Source organism: Ramlibacter albus (genome assembly GCF_014297445.1).
Lineage (GTDB): Bacteria > Pseudomonadota > Gammaproteobacteria > Burkholderiales > Burkholderiaceae_C > Ramlibacter > Ramlibacter albus.
In genome coordinates, this window is record NZ_JACORU010000001.1 from 87823 (window position 1) to 111194 (window position 23372).

The 23372-nt window shown below is 65.2% G+C and carries 19 protein-coding genes and 1 pseudogene; 13 read left to right on the forward strand and 7 right to left on the reverse strand.

Features of this window, described 5'->3' with window-relative positions:
- The first annotated feature begins 2 nt into the window (after window positions 1-2).
- Both H8R02_RS00410 and H8R02_RS00415 read left to right on the forward strand, forming a co-directional pair.
- Entirely contained in the window at window positions 3-1529 is a 1527-nt protein-coding gene (locus H8R02_RS00410) for a class I adenylate-forming enzyme family protein (RefSeq protein ID WP_187079377.1), read from the forward strand.
- A 4-nt stretch (window positions 1530-1533) separates the two neighbouring features.
- Window positions 1534-2010 carry a MaoC/PaaZ C-terminal domain-containing protein gene (locus H8R02_RS00415; RefSeq protein WP_187079378.1) on the forward strand — a complete coding sequence of 159 codons (477 nt, stop codon included), beginning with the start codon at window positions 1534-1536 and terminating at the stop codon, window positions 2008-2010.
- Window positions 2011-2027: 17 nt separating this feature from the next.
- On the opposite strand, the gene H8R02_RS00420 is transcribed toward H8R02_RS00415, so the two are convergent.
- The 4 genes from H8R02_RS00420 to H8R02_RS00435 all read right to left on the reverse strand — a co-directional run bounded on the left by H8R02_RS00420 (window position 2028) and on the right by H8R02_RS00435 (window position 7888).
- Window positions 2028-3977: a flavin-containing monooxygenase gene (locus H8R02_RS00420; RefSeq protein ID WP_222622293.1), complete on the reverse strand. Its 1950-nt coding sequence runs from the start codon at window positions 3975-3977 to the stop codon at window positions 2028-2030.
- 13 nt (window positions 3978-3990) lie between these two features.
- Entirely contained in the window at window positions 3991-5976 is a 1986-nt protein-coding gene (locus H8R02_RS00425) for an acetoacetate--CoA ligase (protein WP_187079379.1), read from the reverse strand.
- 119 nt (window positions 5977-6095) lie between these two features.
- Window positions 6096-6878, reverse strand: coding sequence for an enoyl-CoA hydratase-related protein (locus tag H8R02_RS00430; RefSeq protein ID WP_187079380.1), 783 nt, complete (start codon window positions 6876-6878; stop codon window positions 6096-6098).
- Between the two features lie 32 nt (window positions 6879-6910).
- Entirely contained in the window at window positions 6911-7888 is a 978-nt protein-coding gene (locus tag H8R02_RS00435; protein WP_255429107.1) for a tripartite tricarboxylate transporter substrate binding protein, read from the reverse strand.
- 143 nt (window positions 7889-8031) lie between these two features.
- On the opposite strand from H8R02_RS00435, the gene H8R02_RS00440 reads away from it, so the two are divergent.
- From H8R02_RS00440 to H8R02_RS00490, 11 genes and pseudogenes are all read left to right on the forward strand, one after another.
- Window positions 8032-8847, forward strand: a complete 816-nt coding sequence (locus H8R02_RS00440) for an IclR family transcriptional regulator (protein ID WP_187079381.1) — start codon at window positions 8032-8034, stop codon at window positions 8845-8847.
- 25 nt (window positions 8848-8872) lie between these two features.
- On the forward strand, window positions 8873-9634 hold the full coding sequence (locus tag H8R02_RS00445) for an enoyl-CoA hydratase-related protein (RefSeq protein ID WP_187079382.1): 762 nt from the start codon (window positions 8873-8875) through the stop codon (window positions 9632-9634).
- 1 nt (window position 9635) lies between these two features.
- A complete protein-coding gene (locus H8R02_RS00450; RefSeq protein WP_187079383.1) occupies window positions 9636-11057 on the forward strand; it encodes an MmgE/PrpD family protein in 1422 nt (473 codons plus the stop codon).
- Between the two features lie 4 nt (window positions 11058-11061).
- On the forward strand, window positions 11062-12204 hold the full coding sequence (locus H8R02_RS00455) for an acyl-CoA dehydrogenase family protein (RefSeq protein ID WP_187079384.1): 1143 nt from the start codon (window positions 11062-11064) through the stop codon (window positions 12202-12204).
- On the forward strand, window positions 12204-13001 hold the full coding sequence (locus H8R02_RS00460; protein WP_187079385.1) for an NUDIX hydrolase: 798 nt from the start codon (window positions 12204-12206) through the stop codon (window positions 12999-13001). Before H8R02_RS00455 ends, H8R02_RS00460 begins: the two co-directional genes overlap by 1 nt.
- 27 nt (window positions 13002-13028) lie before the next feature.
- Window positions 13029-13499, forward strand: a complete 471-nt coding sequence (locus tag H8R02_RS00465; RefSeq protein ID WP_187079386.1) for a MaoC family dehydratase — start codon at window positions 13029-13031, stop codon at window positions 13497-13499.
- 72 nt (window positions 13500-13571) lie between these two features.
- Window positions 13572-14485: pseudogene (locus H8R02_RS00470) on the forward strand (acyl-CoA dehydrogenase family protein).
- A gap of 235 nt (window positions 14486-14720) precedes the next feature.
- Complete coding sequence (locus H8R02_RS00475; RefSeq protein ID WP_187079387.1) at window positions 14721-15878, forward strand: acyl-CoA dehydrogenase family protein; 1158 nt, start codon at window positions 14721-14723, stop codon at window positions 15876-15878.
- A gap of 13 nt (window positions 15879-15891) precedes the next feature.
- Window positions 15892-16674, forward strand: a complete 783-nt coding sequence (locus H8R02_RS00480) for an SDR family NAD(P)-dependent oxidoreductase (RefSeq protein WP_187079388.1) — start codon at window positions 15892-15894, stop codon at window positions 16672-16674.
- 18 nt (window positions 16675-16692) lie between these two features.
- Window positions 16693-17832 (forward strand): acyl-CoA dehydrogenase family protein, encoded by a 1140-nt coding sequence (locus H8R02_RS00485; RefSeq protein WP_187079389.1) that lies wholly within the window; start codon window positions 16693-16695, stop codon window positions 17830-17832.
- 10 nt (window positions 17833-17842) lie between these two features.
- Window positions 17843-19192: an MmgE/PrpD family protein gene (locus H8R02_RS00490; RefSeq protein ID WP_187079390.1), complete on the forward strand. Its 1350-nt coding sequence runs from the start codon at window positions 17843-17845 to the stop codon at window positions 19190-19192.
- 129 nt (window positions 19193-19321) lie between these two features.
- On the opposite strand, the gene H8R02_RS30730 is transcribed toward H8R02_RS00490, so the two are convergent.
- Genes H8R02_RS30730 through H8R02_RS00505 form a run of 3 tightly spaced genes read right to left on the reverse strand, consistent with a single transcriptional unit; the run spans window position 19322 to window position 23372 of the window.
- A complete protein-coding gene (locus H8R02_RS30730; RefSeq protein ID WP_187079391.1) occupies window positions 19322-20143 on the reverse strand; it encodes a TIGR03084 family metal-binding protein in 822 nt (273 codons plus the stop codon).
- Complete coding sequence (locus H8R02_RS00500) at window positions 20143-22251, reverse strand: acetate--CoA ligase family protein (protein WP_187079392.1); 2109 nt, start codon at window positions 22249-22251, stop codon at window positions 20143-20145. The genes H8R02_RS30730 and H8R02_RS00500 overlap by 1 nt, the downstream gene beginning before the upstream one ends.
- Window positions 22248-23372, reverse strand: coding sequence for an acyl-CoA dehydrogenase family protein (locus tag H8R02_RS00505; protein ID WP_187079393.1), 1125 nt, complete (start codon window positions 23370-23372; stop codon window positions 22248-22250). The genes H8R02_RS00500 and H8R02_RS00505 overlap by 4 nt, the downstream gene beginning before the upstream one ends.

The following is a 23372-nucleotide window of genomic DNA, read 5'->3' on the forward strand; positions in this document are numbered from 1 at the left end:
CCATGGGCATGCCGCTGCTCCACGCCCTGCGCCTCAATGCCCGGCGCGTGCCCCACCGCACCGCGTTGCGCTTCCGTACGCAGGCCTTGAGCTACGCCGATTTCCTCGATCGCGCCGAGCGGGCAGCGGCCGCGCTGGCGGGGCTGGGCATCGAGCCCGGGGAAAAGGTCCCCATGCTGTCGGTGAACCATCCCGACATGCTCGTTGCATACTTCGCGCTCACCGGCATAGGAGCGGTGCCGGCCCCGCTGAACTACCGGCTTGCCGATGACGACCTGCGCTACGGGGTCGAGGCCGCGCATGCACGCTTCGTACTCGTCGGTTCCGGCTTCGAAACGCGCGCGGCGACCGCAACGAATGGTGCGTGCCGGCAGATCTGGTTCGCCGACGCGGCCCGGTCTGTGCCTGACAGCGCGCTGTGCTGGGACAGTCTATTGGATGCAAGCCACCGCGAGCCGCCAGGCGGGCGCGAAGGCAGCACCATCATGCTGCACACCTCCGGGACCACCGGCCGCCCGAAAGGCACGCTGCGATCGAGGTTCGGATTCGAAGAACGCGCGATCGAACAGGATTTTTCAGTCGATGACCGCACGCTTGCGGCACTGCCCCTTTGCCTCAGCGCGGGCTGCGTCTACACCCTCCTGCCGCTCTACCTCGGCGCCAGCGTCACGCTGCTCGAGCACTTCGACGCCGGCGCGGCGTTGGAGGTGATCGAGCGGGAGCGCATCCAGTCGACCATGCTTCTGCCGGCGATGCTGCAGGCGATGGTCGACCACCCCCGCTGGCAGGAGGCCGACCTTTCGAGCCTGCGGGTCATCCAGTCGGGCGCCGGCAACCTGTCGGTGGTCCTGAAGCGTTGCCTGCTCGACAAGCTGGGCGAAGGCGTGCTGAACATCTATGCAGCTTCCACCGAGGTGGGGCCGTACGCGAATCTCAGGAGAGCCGATGTCGCCCGTCACCTGGACGGCAACTGCGTCGGCAGGCCTTTCTTCGGCGTCGAGCTGAAACTGCTGGACGACGAAGGCCGCGAAGTCGCGCCCGGCGAGGTCGGCGAGATCTGCTGCCGCAGCGAATCGCAGTACGACGGCTATTTCGAGGACGAGGACCTGACCGCGAGCACCCGCCGCGGCGACTTCCTCACCGTGGGGGACCTCGGGCGCCTGGACGCCGATGGCCTGCTGCATTTCGTCGGCCGCAAACGGGACATCATCAAGAGCGGCGGCATCAACGTGTATGCCTCGGAGATCGAGCAGGTGCTGCAGCAGCACGACGCCGTCGCCGAAGCGCATTGCGTGGGGCTTCCGGATGCGCGGCTGACCGAGATGATCTGCGCCGTGATCGTCCCAAGGCCCGGCGCCACGCCGTCCGCGGACGAACTGGCGGATTTCGCCGCTGCGCGGCTGGCGGCGTACAAGAAGCCGCGCCGCGTGATCATCATGAGTGAGGTTCCGAAGAACCTCACTGGGCGCGTCATGAAGATGCGACTGGTCGAGAAGCTTCTCGCAACGCGGGATGGACTAGAGGAGTGACGGCATGAAATTCTCCTGCCGGCCCGCCGAGCCGTACTACTTCGAGGATCTCAAGATCGGCGCGGCATTCGAAAGCCCCACTCGCACCGTGACCGAAGCCGATATCGTGAATTTCGCCTGCCTTTCGGCAGACTTCAACCGCCTTCATGTTGATGCGGAGTACGCAGCCACGACACCTTACGGCCAGCGAATCGCGCACGGCCTCCTCGTGCTGGCGATCATGTCGGGGCTGGTGACCCGCATGCAGCTCAACCAGCACCTCGAACCCAGCCTGATGGGCCTGCTGGACATCCAGTGCCGCTTTCCGCATCCGACGTTCATCGGCGATACGCTGCGCGTGAACGTGGAGGTGCTCGACAAGGCCGAGACCTCCAGGGCGGACAGGGGCGTCGTCTCCTTCCAGCGAAGCGTCGTGAATCAGCGAGGCGAAATCGTCGTGGAGGGTACCTGGAAGCTGCTGGTCCGAAGGCGCCAAAACTGATGGCGCGCTCCCCGCGATCACGAGGGATCGATCGGGCGGTTGCGGGGCGTCCGTGGCCGGCTTGTGAGTTTGTAGTCGCCGAGGTCCGCGTGGCGCGTCGACTTCCAGTAGTCGACCAGCCGCCAGGGCAGCACCGTGTAGACGCGCCCCTTTGAATTGCGGTAATAAGTCGACATGCCGGGGTGCGACCAGATCAGCGTCTCGTGCTCGGCGTCGAACCGCCGCATGAAATCGTCGAGCACTTCGGGGCGCAGGTCAAGCGCGTCGGCGCCCTGCGCTGCCAGCCGGGTGATGCACGACGTGATGTAACGGGCTTGGCACTCGGCCTGGAACGTGATGCTGCCGCCGTGCCCGAGAGAGGCCCCCGGACCGACCATTCCGAACAGGTTCGGAAAGCCCGGCGTCGTCAAACCATGGTAGGCCTGCGGGTCGTCGGTGGCCCAGGCCTGCGCGAGCGTACGCCCGCCCAGACCCGTGACGTTCAGGCGCGCCGCCATCTGGCCCAGCCTGAAGCCGGTGGCAAGCACCAGGATATCCGCCTCGCGCCGGCGGCCGTCGGCGGTTTCCACGCCGTTGGCCACGATGCGGCGGATCGGCTCTGTCACGAGTTCGACATTCGGCTTTTTCAGCGTTCGGTACCAGCCGTTGTCCAGCAGGATGCGCTTGCCGTAGGGCGGATAGCCCGGCAGGCACTTGGAAACCAGGTCGGGCCGGCCGGCGAGCTCCGACATGATGAAGTCCGTCATCTCGCGGCGGTGGCGGTCGTTCACGGCATTCACCGCACGTTCCGGATGTGGCCAGTCGGGGTCGATCTTCAACGTCTTCAGCAGGCCGTCGCCGTAGCGCCAGAACATGCTGAATCGGAACCAGGCGGCGTAGTACGGCGCATGCCCGAGCAGCCACTGCGCCTCGGGTCCGATCGGGTCCGAGTAACCAGGGATGGGCCGCACCCACTGCGGCGAGCGCTGGTACACCGCAAACGACTTCACCCGGTCAGCGATCTCGGGCAGCAGCTGCATCACCGTCGCGCCCGTACCGATGACCGCGACACGCTGGCCGTCCACGGGCAGGCCCTCGGGCCACTTCGACGAATGGAAGCACACGCCGGTGAAGTCGCCCATTCCCTCGATGCGCGGCAGCGCCGGATCGCTCAGCTGGCCGATGGCACTGACCAGGAAGCGCGAGCGGACCTCGGACTCGCCGTCAGGCCCCCGCAGCGCCGACACCCATTGCTGGGCCCGATCGTCCCAGCGCGAAGAGGTGAGTCGCGTCGATAAGCGCACGTACGGCCGCAGGCCGATCGAATCGGCCACCTGGTGCAAATAGGCCAGGATGTCCTCGCGCCGCGAGAAGTACTGCGGCCAGCGGTAGCGCGGACCGAACGAGAATGAATAAGCGTGGTTCGGCGTATCGACGCCGCAGCCGGGATAGCGGTTCACGTTCCATGTGCCGCCAATCCCGGCCGTCTTCTCGACGATCGTGAACGGGATGCCGAGTTCGATCAAACTCGCGCCCAGCGCGATGCCGCAGACCCCGGCACCGACGATCAGCACGTGGTCGTCGCGCCCCCCGGGGCGGCCGCCCACATCCTCCCAGCGCGCTCGCCGCGGGATCAGCGCCATCTCCTCCCGCGTCGACTGCGCGTACTCGGGCGGTACGTTCTCGCCCAGGCAGACGCTCATCATGCGCTGCATCAGTTCGTCGCCGGGGTCGTGGATGGCGGGCGGGTTGCCGCGCAGCAGGACGTCGACCGCGGCGTCGCGTATTTGCGCTTGAACGTCCGGCGAAAGCCCTGCCGCGGGATCGGGGATCAGGTTGATGTCACGGCGCGGCCGGAACGGCGGCTCGAGCCAGGCAAGGTCGCCGGTCATGTGCACCAGCACCATGAGCAGGACGCGCAGGTCGGCGGCGCGAACGGCCTGGGTGAGTTGGTGACGGTCCATCCGGGTCAGGCCCGCCTCGGTCATGCGAAGCCCAATCTCAGATGGTGGCGGCGGTGCGCCGCCGCGCGAAGTCGATGAACCAGTCCAGGCTCGCCGGGTTGGCCATCGCGTCGCGGTTGGCCACCTTCTCGGCCGGCTGGCCCAGCAGCAACTTCTTCACGGGAATCTCGAGCTTCTTGCCAGTGAGCGTGCGAGGGATCTCGGGCACCACGATCACCTCATTGGGGACGTGGCGGGCGGAAAGAGATTCGCGGACGGCCGCCGTGATGCGGCCGGCGAGCGCCGCGTCGAGTTCGGCGCCGGCGCGCAGCACGACGAACAGCGGCATCCAGCTCTCGCGCCCGAGAAATTCGAGGTCCACGACCAGGCTGTCCAACACCTCGGGCATCGCCTCGATCACGCTGTACAGCTCGCTCGTGCCCATGCGCACGCCGTGGCGGTTGATCGTCGCGTCGCTACGGCCGTAAATGACGGCGCCGCCGCGCGGCGTGATGCGCAGCCAGTCGCCGTGCCGCCAGACACCGGGATAGACATCGAAATAGCTGTCATGCAGGCGCTTGCCGCCAGGGTCGTTCCACAGGTACAGCGGCATCGACGGGATCGGCTGGACGCACACGAGCTCGCCCACCTCGTCGACCAGCGCATTGCCGGCATCGTCCCAGGCCTGCACGTCGGCGCCCAGGCAGCGCGCCTGCATCTCGCCCACCACGACGGGCAGCGTCGGCACGCCACCGACGAAGGCGCCGGCAAAGTCGGTGCCGCCCGACATCGGCGCGAGCCAGACGTCGCGGCGCACCTTGTCATAGACCCAGCGGTAACTTTCGGGCGACAGCGGCGAGCCGGTGGACCCAACGGTGCGCAGGCTGCCGAGCGCTGCGACATTGCGCGGCTCGATGCCGTTCTTCTCGCACAGCGAGAAGAAGGCCGCGCCCGCGCCGAAGAAGTCGAGGTTCATGCGGCCGCAGAAGCTCCAGAGCGTGGAGTAGTCCGGCCACGCCGGGTTGCCGTCGTAGGTGCACATCACCGCGCCGACCAGCAGCGCTGCGACGTTCAGGTTCCACATCACCCAGCCTGTCGTCGTGTACCAGTGAAAGCGGTCGCCCTCGTGCACGTCGTTGTGCAACGCCAACGTCTTGACATGCTCGATCAGGATGCCGCCGTGTCCATGCACGATGGGTTTGGGCAGCCCGGTGGTGCCCGACGAATAGACGATCCACAGCGGGTGGTCGAACGGCAGCGCCTCGATCTCGATCGGCGCCGGCTCACGCAGCACGTCGCTCCAGAGTGTGCCGCCCGGCAATCCCGCCGGCAGGGCGGTGCGGTCGAGGTAAGGGACCAGCACCACGCGCTCGACGCTGGGCAGTTGACCGAGCATCTCGGCCAGCACGGCGCGCCGGTCGTGCGCCTTGCCGCCCCAGCGGTAGCCGTCCACCGCGATGAGGACCTTCGGCTCGATCTGCCGGAAGCGGTCAGCCACTGCGGCGGCGCCCATCTCCGGCGAGCACAGCGACCACACGGCTCCGATGCTGGCTGCCGCGAGGAACGCGGTGACGGTCGGCGGGATGTTGGGCAGCCAGGCCACTACGCGGTCCCCCGGCTTCACGCCCTGGCACCGCAGCCATGCAGATAGCGCGCCGACCTCGGCCTGCAAGCGCCCCCACGACACTTCGTCGCGTTCGTCGGCCTCGTTGCGGAACACGATGGCCGGGCGCTTCGAGCTGGCATTGCGGAAGATCTGGCGCACGTAGTTCGTGCGCGTGTTCGGGAACCAGCGCGCGCCGGGCATGCGCCGCTCGGGCAGCACCGGGGTGCACTCGCCGTCCAGCGGCAATTCGAAGTACTGGACCAGCGCCAGCCAGAAACCTTCAGGGTCGTCGACCGACCAGCGCCACAGCGCGTGGTAGTCAGCCAGCGCAAGGCCGGAGCGCTGGTTCAGCCAGGCGATGAAAGCGGTCAGGCGTGCGCCCCGGATTCGCTCGGCTTCCGGGCGCCAGATGACTTCTGCTGAAGAATCGGTGTTCATCGCTGTGTTCTATCGAAATCTCCGATCGCGCACGATTCGAGCGCCCGGCCGGCCCCGGGCAGTTATCCGTGGAAAGATTGGGGTTGTCGCTGATCGACTGGATTCGCGGAGTTTGCAGGTCATCGAAACGCCGAGAAATCCGGCTTGCGCTTTTCCAGGAAGGCATTCGCGCCCTCCTGCTGCTCGCCGGTCTCGAAATAATTGGGCGCCATCTCCTTGATCAGGTCGTTCATGTCGCGCCCCATGATCGGCTGCATGTGATGATAGAAGGAGCGCTTGACGATGCGCAGGCACGTCGGGCTCAGGGCGAGCAGCTCGTCGGCATACTTGCGCACTTCCTCATCGAGCTTCTCCTTCGGCACAACGGAATTGACGAGCCCCCACTCCAGCGCCTGCTGGGCCGTGTAGCGCCGGCACAGCATCCACAGCTCCCTCGCCCGCTTGTGACCCAGCACGTTGGCCGCATGCGAAACGATATAGCCACCTGCGGGCGAGCCGACCCGCGGGCCGTTCTGCCCGAAGATGGAATGGTCCGCCGCGATCGTGAAATCGCAGAAGTATGCGATGTGGTGACCCGCTCCGATGGCGTACCCGCTGACGCGTGCGATGACCGGCTTGGGGCATTCCACGATCAGGCGGTTGAACTTGAAATCCAGGTCCTGCAGGCCGCTCTTGCCCCCGCTGCCCTTTTCCCAGTTGACGTCGCCGCCGACACAGAATGCGCGGTCCCCCGTTCCCGCGAGCACGATAACGCCCACCTTGGTGTCGGCCGCAGCCTGCGCAAGCAGCCGTTCCATCTCCACGATGTTGTCGCCCGTGAAGGCGTTGAGCTGCTTGGGCCGATTGATTGTCAGCGTGGCAACGAAATCCTCGACATCGAGGAAGACTTCCTTGTCGGACATGCTCGCGTATCTCCTTGGCGGTAGATGAAGGGTCAGTTGACCTTGATGTTGGCGTCTCGGACCACTTTGCCCAGCCGCGCCATCTCGGAACGGATGTGCGCCGCGAATTCCTCGGGCGTCGACGTCGTGATTTCCGCGCCGAACGCAGCCATCCTTTCGCGCGTCTCGGGCAGCGCCATGACCTCGATCACCGCCGTGTGCAGGCGCTCGATGATCGGCCGCGGGGTGCCTGCGGGCGCCAGAAGCCCGACCCATGCCGTCGACTGGAACCCGGGATAACCGGACTCGGCCACCGTCGGAAGGTCCGGCAGGACCGAAAGGCGTCGGGGACTCGTGGTTGCCAAGGCTTTCAGCTTTCCGGCTTTGACATGAGCGGTCGATGAAGACACGCTGTCCACGAGAACGGGGACTTGGCCACCGATGACGTCCGCGACAGCTGGCGCGCTGCCCCTGTAAGGGATGTGCTGGAGATCGACGCCTGCGGCGGCCTTGAAGAGCTCGGCCGCCAGGTGGGTGGATGTCCCGTTGCCGGACGAGGCGTAGCTCAACTTGCCCGGTTGCGCCTTCGCCAGCGCGACCAGGTCGGCAAGGTTGCCGGCCTGGACCGACGGGTGCACCGAGATGATGTTCGGCACCATCGCGAGCAGTGTGATGGGTGCGAAGTCCGCGACGGGGTCGTAGGCGAGCTTCCCGAACAGTGCATGGTTCGCGCCGTGCGTGGCGTTGAAGCCGATGAACAGCGTGTAGCCATCGGGCGCGGACCGAGCGGCTGCTTCCGCGCCGATATTGCCGCCCGCGCCCCCCTTGTTCTCGATCACGATCTGCTGGCCGAGGCGATCGCCCAGACGAAGCGATAACGCACGCGCCACGTTGTCGAGCACGCCGGCTGGCGTGGACGGAACGATGATGCGGATCGATCTTTCAGGGTACCGCGGCTGTGCCATGCCCGCGGCCGCGCTGAATGCGACCCATGCGGCAATCAGATATCGCGGCAGGAAACGAGTGTTCATCGGTTGCGCTCCTCGAGTCTCCAAGTCTAACAAACGTTAGGTTGTAATGATCCGGGTTATCCCCAATGCCTAACGGCGGTGATCAACCTAAGTTATCCGTATACCGAACGTCCGTTCGGATATCAGAACAGCAGGAGACAAGCTTGCAGTCACTCGCCGCCGGCGCGATCGCTGGACATGAGACGCTTCGCCTCGATGCGGCGCCGATGTCGCTGGCACGCGTGCTTGGACTCTTGCGGCTGATGGCGGCTGAACCTGCGGGAGTCTCCCTGTCAAGCCTGCACCAGAAACTGGGGGCACCCAAGACCAGCGTGCACGCGCTCCTGCGCGGCCTCGTCGAAGAGGGGTACGCGCAGCGTGACGGGGCGACGTACAGGCTCGGTCCGCAATCGTTCGTGCTTGGCGCCGCGCTCGTCTCGGCTCGCTCGCTGGCGGCCATCGCCTTGCCCTTCCTGGAGCATGCGCGGGCGCGATCGGGAGAGACCGTCGTCCTGGCAGTGATCGAGCGGCACGCCAAGCAACTGACATACGTGGAAGTCGTGGAAAGCGAAAAACTCGTGCGTTATTCCGTGCCTGTCGGGACGACTCGCCCCTTGTACGCCACTTCCGCGGGACGAGTCCTGCTCGCGTACCAGGACCCCGCATGGCTGGACGAGTACCTGAGCACCGTCGATTTGCGCCCACTCACCCCGAAGACGCTGAAGGACCGCGCGAAGCTGGCCCAGGCCATCGAGCGCGCACGGGCGCTGGGCCATGCGTCGACGCTCGGCGAAGTCACAAAGGACGTCGCTGGATTCGCGGCGCCCGTTTTCGACCATGAAGGCCGGGTCGACGCCGCCATCATCGTCGCCGCACCGCTCGATCGCGGCCGTGCAGCGGCCGACCGCCTTACCGCGGCAGCCTGCGAGGCCGCCGCGTCCTTGTCCGAAGCGCTGGGCTACATCCCGCGCCAACCGTAGAGCCACAGGCACCCCGACGCACAGCATGAGCAACGAACTCCTTTACGAAGTCGCTGACGGCATCGCCGTCATAACCATCAACCGCCCCGAGCGCAAGAACGCGATCAACCGCGCCGTGCGCGAAGCGATGTACGAGGTCTGGCCCCGTTTCGAGGCCGACGAATCCGCACAAATCGCTATCCTCACGGGAGCCGGCGAAACCTTCTGCGCGGGCATGGACCTGGTCGAGGCCGCCGACACGGCGCTGCGGATTCCGCCGCGCAACTTCATGCCGGTCCTCGGCGAAACGATCGAGGTGACCAAGCCGGTGATCGCGGCCGTGCAGGGTTATGCGTTCGCGGGAGGGTGGCTCCTGGCACAGATGTGCGACTTGTGCGTGGCGGACGAAACCGCCAGGTTCGCCATCACGGAGGGCCGGTTCGGCCGCGGCATGCCGTGGGCCGCGCCCCTGATCCACATGCTGCCGCAACGCATCGTCATGGAAGTTGCCATGACGTGCGAACCGCTTTCAGCGCAGCGCGGCTACGAGCTGGGGTTCGTCAACAAGGTCACGCCACCGGGTGGCGCGCTCGCGGGCGCCAGGGAACTGGCGGGACGCATCCTGGTCAACGCCCCCCTGACCGTGCGAGGGGCCAAGGAAATGGTTCGGATGGCCACCGAAATGGGACGTACGGCGGCTCTGCGCGCTTCCTGGCGCGCGTTCGATGCGATCTACCTCAGCGAAGACGCTCTCGAAGGCCCGCGCGCCTTCCGCGAGAAGCGCAAACCTCAATGGAAAGGACGTTGACATGATGGCCAGTATCTCGCCTTCCCCCGGCTTTGTCGCCAGCGGCAAGCCGCGCGCGGACGGATTGACCGCGGCGCTGGCCGAACGCGCCGCGGCGTGGCGCCACGAAGCCCTGCCCGAAGACGCGAGGGAACTGGTACGCCAGTGCCTGCTCGACTGGGTCGCCGTCTGCGTCGCGGGGGCGCATGAACCCCTGACACGCATGCTTGCGGAAGAGTGCCGCGAACAGGGCGGCCATCCTCAGGCGACAGTGGTGGGCCAGGGCTTCGCCACGAGTTGCCGCCAGGCCGCCCTCGTCAATGGCGCGGCCGCCCACGCGCTCGACTTCGACGACGTCAACATGAGCTTCAGCGGGCATCCGAGCGTGGTGCTGGTACCGGCTCTTCTGGCTCTTGCGGAGGCACGCGGAGCCAGCGGGGCCGAGTTCATCGCCGCTTTCGTCGCGGGATACGAGACGATGTGCAGGATCGGGGCGGCCGTCTCTCCCGGCCATTACGCCGCGGGGTTTCACGCGACCGCGACCATCGGCACCTTCGGCTCGGCAGCAGCATGTTCCCACCTGCTCGGTTTGGGAGCGGCCGACACGGCGGTGGCACTCGGAATCGCAGCGACGGAAGCATCCGGCCTGAAGTCCATGTTCGGCACGATGTGCAAGCCATTGCATGCGGGCAGGGCCGCGGCCGACGGGTTGATGGCGGCTCAACTGGCAACTCGCGGGTTCACAAGCAGGTCGGACGCGATCGAAGCTATCCAGGGTTTCGCCGCGACGCATGGGCCCGATCTCGATCCCGATGCCGCGCTGCGCGACCCACCCGGTGGACTCTACTTGCGGCAGAACCTCTTCAAGTATCACGCCGCATGCTACGGCACCCATGCCGCCATCGAGGCTGCGCGGCACCTGATGGACCATCACGGCCTGAAGGTCACGGATGTGGAACGCGTCGCCGTGCACGTGTCGGCGGTGAGCGACGGCGTATGCAACATATCCGAACCGCGCGATGGCCTGGAAGCCAAGTTCAGCCTGCGCCACGCGGTGGCGATGGCGCTTTGCGGAATCGACACCGCCGCCTTGGAAAACTTCTCGGACGAAAGGGCCGCAGACCCGGAACTCGCGCTGGTGCGTGAACGCGTTCGCGTGCAGTTGCACGCCGAATGCTCGGAAATCACGCAGGCTGAGGTAGTCGTGAAGACCCGCGACGGCGCAACCCTGCGCCACCGCTACGATGCGGGCGTGCCCGAGACCGACCTTGCGGCGCAGAAGGCGCGGCTGGTGCGCAAGTTCCGCGCGATGGCCGCACCTGCCATTTCCTCCGAGGTGTGCGAGCAACTTCTCGAGATCGTCGAGAGGCTGGACGAACTCCCCGATCTGTCCCCGATGGCGGGCCTGCTTTCGGGCGTGCCCCTCGATGCGACGAGGCATTGAAACGATGAATTTTCTCGATGAAGAGCGGCAGGCCTGGAAGAACTCCGTCAGGCGGTGGGTGGATCGCGAGATCGGCCGCGAATACGTGCGCAAGTGCGACATGGAGCGGGCCTTTCCGTACGAAGCGTACGAGAAGGCGGCGAAGCTCGGGTTTCACCGCCTGCTCGTCCCGGAAGCCGATGGCGGCGACGGCGGCGACGTGTTCTCTTACGCGCTCATGTGCGAATCGCTGTCGGCGTACGGCGTTGACTTCTCGGTCGCGATCGCCGGGGGCATCTTCACGGCGATGAACTTTTCCTTGCACGGGACCGACGACCAGAAGACCCGCTTCCTGCAGCCGTTCATGCGCGGTGAGATCCGGTTCCCGATCTCGATGTCCGAGCCGAACGCGGGCTCGGACGTCGCCAACGTGCAGACGCGCGCGGAGCGCGACGGCGACGACTACGTCCTCAATGGACAGAAACTGTGGTGCAGCGGCGCCGGCAATCGCGGCGCGGTCATCCTGATGCTCGTTCGCACGGCGCAGACCTCCGACAAGCGCGACGGGTTGAGCGTGTTCATCGTGCCCAATGACTTGCCGGGGCTCACCATCCGGCCCCTGCAGACACTTGCGCGCCGATCCGTCGTCACCACGGAAATCTTCCTGGATAGCGTGCGTGTGCCCGCGGCCAACATGCTGGGCGCGCCGGGCGAGGGCTTCAAGATCATCGCCGGCGAACACCTTGCGCTCGAGCGCATCGCCGTGGCCGCAAGTTACGTCGGCAACGCACAGGGTGCTGTCGACGATGCGCTCGCGTACGCGAAGCAACGCGTCCAGTTCGGCAAGCCCATCTTCGAGTTCCAGGTCATCCGCCACATGCTGGCCGACATGCAGACCCAGACAGACGCCGCGCGGCTGCTCACCTATCGCGCAGCCGACCTCGCCGCGCGGGGAATGCCGTGCCGCAAGGAGGTCGCCATGGCCAAGCTGTTCGCCTCGGAAACGCTGCAGAACGTCAGCCGCCAGGCGATGCAGATCTTCGGCGGCATCGGCACCACGCCCGAAGCGGATGTGGAGCGCTACTTTCGCGAGGGCATGCAGGCCACTATCGGCGGCGGCACCTCGCAGATCCAGCGCACGATCATCGCCCAGGAAATGCGCATCTGATGAAGCCGGCGGATTCCCGGCCGGTGCCAGCTGCGACGCTGGTGCTGGTGCGAGACGGACCCGGAGGGCTGCAGACCCTGATGATCGTGCGCCACCAGGAAGTCGCCTTCGCGCAAGGTGCCGCTGTCTTTCCGGGCGGAAAGGTTGCACCGTCCGACAGTTCACCAGATCTGCAAGCTCACCTTCCAGTCGCCCTCGCCTGCAGCAAGGAAGAAGCGGCTCTGCGCGTCGCCGCCGTGCGCGAAACCTTCGAGGAGAGCGGCTTGCTGCTGGCTCGAAGCAAGGGGCATCTGCTCGACGGAAATGCGCTGGCCCTGACCCGCGAGCGCTGGCAGGCGTGCGTGCGGGAATCGACCGAAGGCTTCCTGGCAATGGTGCGGGGCGAAGGCCTGGAGCTGGCCGTGGACCTGCTGCATCCCTTTGCCCATTGGGTGACGCCCGAAGGTGCGCCCAAGCGTTTCGACACCCACTTCTTCATCGCGAAGGCTCCGCCGGGCCAGATGGCAGCCCACGACGGCCGTGAAGCGGTCGAGTCGTTCTGGGTGAGCCCGCATCAGGCCATGCGCGATTGCGAGGATGGGCGGCGAGCGACCATGTTCCCTACGCTTTGCAATCTGGCGCTTTTGGGACCGAGCACGAGCGCAGTGGCTGCGTTGGCTGCTGCGGGCGCCCGCGAGGTACGGCGAATCCAGCCCACGCTCACGGTCCGCGCGGACGGCCGACGCATCCCGGTCCTGCCGCATGGCTGCGGGTACCCCCCTCTTTCGTCGGCCCTCATGGACCGGGTCGCGCGCTGACACAAAACAAGGATCTAGGTCAATCGAATGGAAACACTGGGAATCGGCCTGCATTTCGAGGACCTTCCGGTCGGGCGGCAATTCCGCACCGTGGGCAGGACGGTCACCGAGGCGGACATCGTCAACTTCTGCTCTTGCACCGGCATGACGGAAGTGCTCTTCACGGACCTCGAGTTCCTGCGCACCGAGTCGGACATCAAGGGCCGCGTTGCCCCCGGCGCGCTGGCCTATACCTTCGCCGAGGGCCTGCTGGTCCATGCCACCATGCAGCACACCGGCTATGCCTTCCTCGAAATGGACTTCAAAGTCCATCACCCCGTATTCGCCGGCGACACGCTGCATGTGGAGTGCGAGGTGATCGAGGCACGCCGCAGCAAGAGCCGCCCGGGCCGCGGCCTCGTGCGCACGCGCAACAGGATCGTCAAGCAGGACGGCAGGCTTGCCATCACCTACACGCCGCTTCGCATGATCAAGTGCCGCACGGAAGGTGTTTCGTGAGCCGGTCAGCAGGCTGCCGCGGAGCAGCACCCGCTGTTCGCGCTGGGCGAAGAGCAGCGCCAGATCCAGCAGATGGTTCGGCGTCTCACCCGCGAGCGGGTCGCGCCACGGGCCGACGCCATCGACCGCACGGCCGAATATCCGCAGGACGTGTTCGAGCTGCTGCGCGACGCGGGCCTCTTCGCGATCCCCTTTCCGTCGGAATACGGTGGCACGGGCAGCATGCTCTCGGCGACCGTGGCCATCGGCGACGCTGCGAAGGCGGCTACCGTATCAGCGGCTCGAAGATCCGGTGCACGAACTCCTCCGTGGCCGACTTCGTTCTCGTCGCCGCGAAGACCGGCGACGCCGATACGGCCGGGGCCATCAACCTGTTCATCATCGCGCGCGGGAGCAAGGGGTTCACTATCGGCCGCAAGGAAGAAAAGGTGGGAGCGCGCGGCGTGCCGTCCTGCCCCCTCTTCCTCGACGAAGTGTTTGTGCCGGAGGCCAACCGGATCGGCGAGGACGGGCGCGGCTTCAAGGCGGTGATGGAAGCTTTCAACAAAAGCCGCCCTCTGACCGGCGCAAGGGGTGTGGGCATCGCCCAGGGCGCGACTGACCTGGCGATCGAGTTCGTGAAGAGCCGGGTCACTTGGGGCCGACCAGTGAGCGAATACCAGGGAGTGCGCTGGATGCTGGCCGACATGGCCATGCAGACGGAAGCGGCGCGCCAACTGGTCTACAGCGCCGCCGCAGCGGTGGATGCGGGCTTGGCAGCAGCCGCATTGGCGCCCGTTGCGGCGATGGCCAAGTGCTTCGCCACTGACAACGCCATGCGCGTGGCGACGGACGCGGTGCAATTGTTCGGCGCTGCCGGCATTTCCGCCGACGTTCCCATCAACCGCTATTTCCGCGACGCGAAGGTGCTGCAGATCATCGAAGGCACCAACCAGATCCAGCGCAACATCATCGGCGACAGCCTCCTCGGGAAAGCCCGGCGCTGAGGGCGATTGCCCATCTCGGCTCCATGCGCGGGGGTCCCATCCAAATCCTCGCGAAGGCTAATCAAAGCCCGTCACGCATTTGACAGATCGGACCCGTCGTCGCGCAAGCCCGCCCATCTTCGTCGATGAATTCGACTTGCGGCGCCGGGAGCCAGACCAGCCAGCAAGCCCCCCTTGATCCCGAGCGCATCCGATGTATCATATCGGAACACGTTTCATTCATCGGAACATTCAAGTGAACTTCGACCTTAGCCTCGACGATCAGGCTTTTGCCGAATCAGTCAGCCGCTTCGCGCAGGACAAGCTCGCGCCCGGCGCCCTCCAGCGTGCGCACAGTAAGACCTACCCGTGGGAGACCGCGCAGCTGCTGGCGAAGCAGGGCCTGCTGGGCATCGCCCTTGATCCGGACGATGGCGGACAGGGCGGCACACTCATGCACGCGGTGTTGGCGATCCAGCAGGTCGCGCTGGCCTGCCCCAAGAGCGCCGACATCGTGCAGGCCGGCAACTTCGGGCCGATTCGCACGTTCGTCGAGTACGCGTCGCGGGAGCAGAAGCTCCGCTTCTTGCCCGACCTCCTGGCAGGGAAGAAGCTGATTGCGCTCGGGATGACCGAGCCCGACGCAGGCTCCGCGGTGACCGAGCTTCGCACGACCGCGCGGGAGGATAAAGGTGACTATGTCATCAACGGTAGCAAGATCTTCTCAACTAACAGCCAGGACGCGGATCTTTTTCTCATATACGTTCGCTTCGGCCCCGGGCTGGAGAACATCGGCTCGCTGTTGGTGGAGCGCGGCGCGTCCGGTTTCACCATCGGCAAGGAAGCGTCATTCATGAATGGCGAGCAGTGGTGCCCGCTCTACTTCGAGAATGCGCGCGTGCCCGCGGCCAACCTGCTTCTGGGGCCTGGTGGCTTCAAGAAGCAGATCTCCGGTTTCAACGTGGAACGCCTGGGCAACGCCTCTCGGTCCCTAGCGCTCGGCCGCTACGCCTTCAACCGCGCACGCGAGCACGCGATGACGCGCAAGCAGTTCGGCCGCGAGCTGTGCGAGTTCCAAGGCCTGCAGTGGAAATTCGCGGATATGTGGATGAAGCTCGAGCAGGCGCAGCTGCTGTTGTACAAGGCGGCATTGGAAGGCGAGCACGGCCTGCCTTCGGCGCAGAGCACCGCGATGGCAAAGCTTGCCTGCAACGAAGCTGGCTGGTTCGCAGCCAACGAGGCGCTGCAGGTGATGGGCGGCCTGGGCTTCAGCCAGGAGTCGCTGGTCGAATATTGCGTGCGCCGCATCCGCGGCTGGATGATCGCGGGAGGCTCGCTGGAAATGCTGCGTAACCGCATCGCCGAAGGCGTGTTCGAGCGCACGTTCCCGCAACGGCCACCCAAGGTGGCGTGAAGGAGACCGACAAATGGATCTGCAGATGAAGGCCAAGACCGCCGTGATCACCGGCGGTGTGCAGGGTATCGGCCTGGAGGTGGCGCGCGAACTAGCGCGTGAAGGCGCCAACCTGGTGTTGGCCGACGTGAATGAGAGCGCGGGTGCCGCAGCCGTGGAAGAACTGTCACGCATCACGGCAGCCGCCTTCGTGCGCGTGGACCTTACCGATCCGCACTCGGTAAGGCAGCTAATGGACGCGGCTGTGGAACGCTTCGGTGCAGTCCACATCTTCGTGAACTCCGCCGCCATCCTGGACGACAAGACCTTCGAGGAGTCTTCGCCGGAGGACTGGAAGCGCATGCTCGACGTGTGCCTGCTGGGCCCCATGCACTGCCTTCACGCCGTGCTGCCACTGATGAAGCGCCAGCAGTACGGCCGCATCGTGTGCTTTTCCTCCGACTCCGCGCGCATCGGGCAGGCCCGCCTGTCCTATTACGCCGCCGCGAAGGCCGGGGTCACCGCGCTTGTGAAATCCATTGCGCAGGAGATGGGGCCGCACGGCATCACCGCCAACATCGTCTCGCCTGGCGCGACCAACACGCCAATGCGCATGAGCCGGGAAGCTGCCATGCGCGAGCAGATGGGCGAGGAGAAGTACACCAGGCGCGTGCAAAACGTGCAGAAGATGTACCCGCTGCGCCGAATCGGCGAGCCGTGCGACATCGCGCCCATGGTGGCGCTGCTGGTCAGCGACCGTTCCTCATGGGTTACCGGACAGGTGGTCAGCGTGAACGGCGGCTTTACTATGGCCTGACGGAAGGGCGCAAACTGCATGCATTTCGAACTCACTTCCGACCAGAGCCAGCTGCAGGACGCTGCGCGGCGACTATCGCAGGGCAAGCTGCAACCCCTCCTGGCCGCGCATCCCGCGACGAAGCCGCTGCCCAAGGCGGCGATGTTGGAGATTTTCGGGATCCTCGCCCAGTTCGGTCTCACCGGCGCACGCGTTCCGCAGGAGTTCGGTGGCAGCGGCTTGGGTATGCTGGACTACGGCCTCGTCTTCGAACAACTGCCCGGCGTGGTGGCACTCGCGCTCATCGCACATGAAGGCACGATTTCGCGCCTGTGTGCCAGCGGCGTCGCGCAGGCAGAGCCGCAGCTCATCGAAGCGCTACTGCTGGGCACGAAGATCGCATGCACCGCGTCGACCGAACCCACCACTGGCTCGGACCCCAAAAGCATCAAGCTGCGCATCCGCCACGCGGGGGGCGATGCCTTCCTCACCGGTACCAAGCAGTGGATCACCAATGGCACCATCGCTGACGTCGCGCTCGTCACGGGAAAGACAGAGGCCGGCGGCGAGCTGCAACGCTTCCTCGTCAAGCGCGAGGAGTCGCCCTTCCATGCGAGTGAAATCGCCTGCATCGGACTGCAGCAGGGACACCTTAGCGAGCTGAGCTTCGAGGACGTGCGCGTGCCAGGCCGCAACTCGCTGCCCGAGGGCGCGAGCACGATGAAGACGCTGACGCAGGCCTGGCTGATCAACCGGCCGCTTCTGGGCCTGCTTGCGCTGCAGCTCGCGCAGCGCAGCCGCGACATCGCACTCGCGCACCTGAAGGATCGCGTGCAGTTTGGCGAGACGCTGGTCAACAAGCAGCTGATCCAGAATGCGCTGGTGGACATCGACGCCTCGATCGCGGCGGCGCGCCTGCTGTGCCTCAGCGCGCTCGACGCAGCGGACCGCGGTCTCGCGACGCAGGCCCTTTCGGCGATGGCCAAGCGACAGGCCCTGACCACGGCCGACCACGCGGCGGGGATTGCGATGCGCCTGTGCGGCGCAATGGGCCTGGCCACTGAAACCGGCGTGGAGCAGAACCTGCGGGACATCCGCATGATCACCATTCCAGACGGCACGCATGAAATTCTCACGCTTATCGCGGGCCGCGAGATCACCGGCGCCAGCGCTCTCTGATGGCCGGAGTATGACGCTCATCGAAACCCTGGCTGCCTACGCCGCCAACCAGTCCGCACACGGGCTCACTCCGGCCGTCACACATGCAGCCAAGCGCGCGCTAGTGGACTGGGTCGCGGCGCTGCTGCCGGGCACACGCATCGAACCCGCGGGTGCACTCACCCGGGCGCACGCGGAGGAACTGGGCATCGGCCGCAGCAGCCTGCCCGGCTTGCGCACCACCGCGCTCCCCCCGGCAGCGGCATGGATCAACGGCAGCGTGTCGCACGCAATCGAGTTCGACGACATCTATCGCGACGCGGTCTACCACCCGGGATGTCCCACGATCGCGGGTGCGCTCGCCGTGGCAGAGCACGCGGGCCTCTCCGGTAAACGGCTACTGGAAGCGATCACCATCGGCTACGAAGTGTCCACGCGCATCGGCGAGGCGGTGCAACCCTCCCACTACAGGTACTGGCACACCACCGGCACTGTAGGCTGCTTCGGCGCGGCGGCGGCTGCGGGTGTGTTGCTGTCGCCCGAGGCATCGGTTACAGCGCATGCACTCGCCACCTCGGCGACGTTCGCTTCGGGGCTGCAGCAGGCTTTCCGTTCGGATGCGATGACCAAAGCGCTGCACGCCGGCCACGCGGCCTGGGTCGGCGTCACGGCCGCGCAAGGCGCGGCGCACGGAATCACCGGTGTGCTGGACATCCTCGAAGGCGACGCCGGCTTCGGCGCGGCGATGGCGCGCGCACCCGACTGGGCGAAGGCGACCGAAGCGCTGGGCGAGCGATTCAACATCGAGAGCGTGACGGTCAAGAACCACGGCTGCTGCGGCCACACCTTCGCGGCGATCGACGCCCTCCAGAAGCTGCAGGCCGACCTAGGATTCACGCACGGGCAAATCGAATCGATCGCGGTACGCACTTACCGCGCGGGAGTGGAGGTCGCCGGCATCCGCGAGCCCAGGACCGCGTTCGAGTGCAAGTTCAGCACTCCCTATGTGGTCTCGCATGCGGCGAAGTACGGCTCGGTCCGGCTTGCGGCCTTCGAGCAGGAACGCATGCAGGACGTCGAGGTCCGTGCGCTCATGGCGAAGCTCACGCTCACCGAGGACTCGGAGCTCACTGCCCGCTTTCCCCGCATGCGCTCGGCGCATGTGGCCGTGCGCCTCAAAGATGGCCGCGAGTTTGCGTATTTCCAGCCGCACCGCGTGGGTGATCCCGAGGCGCCGCTGTCCGATGCGCAGATCAGCGAGAAGTTCATCGAACTGGCCACGCCGGTGATCGGCAGCGAGCGGGCGGCGAGCCTGCTGGCGCAGCTGTGGGGTGTCGACGAAGTTACGAACGTGCAGTCGCTTCAGCTCGCGCTACTTTGAACCGATGCGCCTGCTTCCTATTGAACCGGCCTCTATGCACTTGAAATTCAGACACGCGCCATCATGTTCGAAAGAAGGAAACCACGGACAGGTGGATCAAAATTCACCCGGCGTCGACAGGACGATCATCTACCGTGGGATTCGGAAGCGCGTCCCAGGCAAGGGAGGGTCGACAGGCGCACCGGCGAAGCATTGCGCGAGTGACATCCAAAGCCTCGCCCCAGTTCCCCGCACATCGAGATCGGTGTCGGCAACATTGCGCGTCTGCGTCATGACCTGACAGAACTCCTCCGCACTTCCCCGGATTGACTCCCGCGCCTCTGACGCTCCCCAAACCCAGCGCGCTCCTGACGGGGCATGCAGCTCGACATACGGCATATCGGGCGGTGTAGCCAGGCCTCTGTTCCTGAAAGTCCAGGAACGCGTGTTGATGCCCAGCACACTGATGCTGTGCAAGACGTCGTCAGTCGAGATGCGTACGACTCCAAGGAGGTCGTAGATCGCCTGCGCATGGGCCCACGTCTCCATCAGTCGCGCCGTCGCTGAGGAGCGTACGCTCATCTCCGGGCCAATCCACGGCACGCGCGCCCTAGGTTCTGCGCGAGAGAAGTCTTCTGCCAGTGACGCACTGAAATTGCACCACAGGTCTAGCAACTCCGCGCCACATCGCCCGTTCAACCAATGTCTCGTGTAGTCCACCCGCGACTGACCACCTTGAATCGCGGTCCAGAATTCCTGGACGTGCAGATGGAAGGCTTCGCGGCTGTGCAACGAGAGGCTGGCACCAACATTCCAGAGGTGGAGATGCCCAACTATGTCGTCAAACGTCCACTGTTTGAACTGCGTCGGCACTTGGAAATCTTCGGGCCGAAGTGGTTGGAGCAGATCGTAGATCCGTTGCGTCTCCCCAAGTAAAGTGCCCGCCTCCGGGGGGGCTGCATGTTCGCTCATCAGGCTTCGTGTAGAACGTCCTCGCGGAGCACGATCAGCGCATCCACTGCTACCACGCCGTCGGGAAGCACGATCAACGGATTGATGTCGACGCTGGCGATCGCACCCTGATGCCGATGTGCAAACACGGACAGCCGCGAGAGGGCACCAGCAAGTGCGTCGATATCACAGGCCTGGCCCCCCCGAACACCGTCCAGGACGGCTCTGCCGCGGATCTCATCGATCATTTGGCGCGCCTCCTTGGCGTCGAATGGAGCTAGTCTGAAAACCACGTCCTTGAGTACCTCGATCAGTACGCCACCCAGGCCAAACATGACGGCAGGGCCGAACACCGGGTCGACAACAATCCCTGCGACCGCCTCTACACCTCCGAAAACCATCTCGGCCACCACCACCCCGTCTACACGTGCGCCAGGCACGAGATCCGAGGCGCGTGAACGCAGCAGCTCATAAGCAGCGAATACACGCCCCTCATCGTTCAGGTCGAGCACCACGCCGCCGATCTCTGTCTTGTGGGGGATGTCCGCCGACGCGATCTTCAGCACAACCGGGCATCCGAAAGAGCGCCAGGCTTCGACTGCCTCGGTCGCGCTGTTGACGAGAACTTCACGGACCACGCGGATTCCTGCATTGGCCAGGATGCGTTTGGCTTCCATTTCGCTAACCGGTCCTCGTGCCGGAATGGCTGCGGCACGGGTGTCTTGAAAGGATGTTTTCTCGGCCGGCCGATCAAAAGAATCGTGGAACCGGGCCAGCGCAGCCAACGACCGGATCGCATGTTGCGGTTCCTGGAAGCACGGGTACCCCAATGCCTCATATTCGCGAGTCACCTCTTCGGATGCGATGAAACAGAGGCTTATGTGTTCGTCGGGGTAGCGGTCGCGGATGTCCTTGAAAATCTGCAGCGTGCTCACCCTCGCGGATTGGACGCCAGGCACACTTGACAGATATACGATCTGGGCATCGCAGCCCCCGGCTTCTATGGCGATTCCAACAGCGTTCTTCATTACGGCAGGATCGTTCAGGACCTGCGCGGTGAAATCCACCGGGTTACGAGCGGATGCAAAAGGCACCAGCTCCTTGAGCTGCTTTTGAGCGACATCGGGCAGCTCCGGAACATCGAGTCCGAAGTCCTCACAGGCGTCCGCCAGTTGAATGCCAACACCACCGGAGACCGTCTGCACACCGATGCGCCGACCCTTTGGGAAGCGTCCGAATTGGCAGCTGTACGCTACATGCACAGCTTCTTCCGTCGTCCGTGCTCGATGAACACCATATTGCCGGAAGAGCGCGTCATAGATCGAGTCAGCGCCTGCAAGGGATGCGGTATGGGTGGCCGCAGCCTCTGCACCCGCAACACTGCGTCCTGACTTCAGGAAGATGACGGGCTTTCTTGCGACGCGCGCCATCCTGAATGCCTCCTTCAGTCGTGGGCCGTCCTGGACTCCCTCGGCGTAGGCGACAATGATCTCCACCTCGGGGGCCGAGGCGAAGAACTGGATGATTTCGGCCACGGACACGTCGGCCTCATTGCCGGTACTAACCCAATAGGTCGCTCCAAGGCCGCGCATTTGCGATGCGAGGAAGACGTGCGCTCCGTACGCCCCACTTTGGCTGACAATCCCGAGTGGTCCGCTGCGCAAGCGGATCATGCTCGGAGCGTTCGCGAACGTCCCGAACCAACCACTCTCAGCATGGAAAGAGCCCAAGCAGTTGGGACCGAGCACGCGAATACCTTGTTCCCTGGCGATTGCGCTGATGGCGTCCTGAGCCTCCCTGCCCGAGGAGCCCACCTCGGCGAAGCCAGAGCTGAAGACAATTGCAGACTGCACTCCCGCGTTTGCACAATCGCGCAATGCCTCGACAGTCAATGCTGCCGGGACGGCGATGATTGCTGTGTCAACGCGCGCCGGCACCTCGCTGATCGACGGATACGTCTTCAGGCCTTGCACGGTCTTGTACTTCGGGTTCACAGGGTAAATCTCCCCCATGAACGAGTTCAGGAGCATTGCCTCGATCGGCCTCCCACCGATGCGCGACGGATCGTTGGATGCGCCGATTACCGCAACCGTACGTGGGTGCAACAAGGATCGAATGGAACCTGTCATCTGCGGCCTTCGGACAATGCCAGCGCGTGCCGGGGGCCATCGGTCCATCCCTGCCTCCATGCTGCTTCGGCCCGGATGAGTTCGGGCCCACCCCCGAGTTGCCGATCCACCGCGATGCGCTTGAACCACCAATGAAGTCCCAGCTCGTCGGTAAAACCAATGCCGCCGTGCACCTCGGTTGCGGCCCGGGCAACGAATTGCGAGACATCCGCGATCCGGGCTTTTGCATGGCATGCGGACACCACGGCATCTGGCAGACGTTGGTCCAGCGAATGGCTTGCGAACCACAGCAAGGCGTGGCAAGGCTCGATTTCAGCTGCCATTTCCGCACACAGGTGCTTGACGGCTTGAAAGGACCCGATGGGAACACCGAACTGCTTGCGATCATGCGCATAGGCGACGGCCATCTCCAACATTCGCTGGGATGCACCCAGTGCGTCAGCCGAGATGAGCACGCGTGCGATGGCGATCAGTTCGGACAACAGTTCGCCGCCGCCCGAATGCGCGAGTCGCTCAGCGACAACGTCCTCCATTTCCAATGTGCAGAAGCCCCTGGTGCGGTCGACAGTCACTAGCTGGCGCTCGCGCAACCCCGGCGAATCCCGGGTCACGATCCAGAGGGCTCCGAGACTGTCCGGAACCAGCAGGTGCGTCGAATCAGGCGGGCAGGCGGCCATGAACGAACGGCCGTTAAGCCGTCCCGCGACTGACGAGACAATGCCGCCCTCCCGGTCGGATATCGCGTGCGTGAGCGCGGTCCCGAAACTGGCAGTGCCTTCCACCAGCTTCCGGAGCCAGACCGCCTTCTGGGACTCGGACCCTGAACGACTCAAGGCAATCGACGTCAACACACTCCCGGTCAGATCGACGGGGGCGACGTAGCGTCCCAGCATCTCGAACACGATTGCGGCGTCTAGCACTCCCAGCCCCAAACCACCATGCTCCGGTGGCACGACGATCCCGGTCGCACCCACCTCGTTTAGGCGCGATTGAAGCGCCCTAGCCGCTGCAGCATCTCCGTCCAGGATCCGCCGTACCGTCGATGTCGAACTGAAATCCGTGAGGCACTGGGCGAACGCATCCTGGAAGGCCCGCTGATCATCCGAAAGACCGAAATCCAT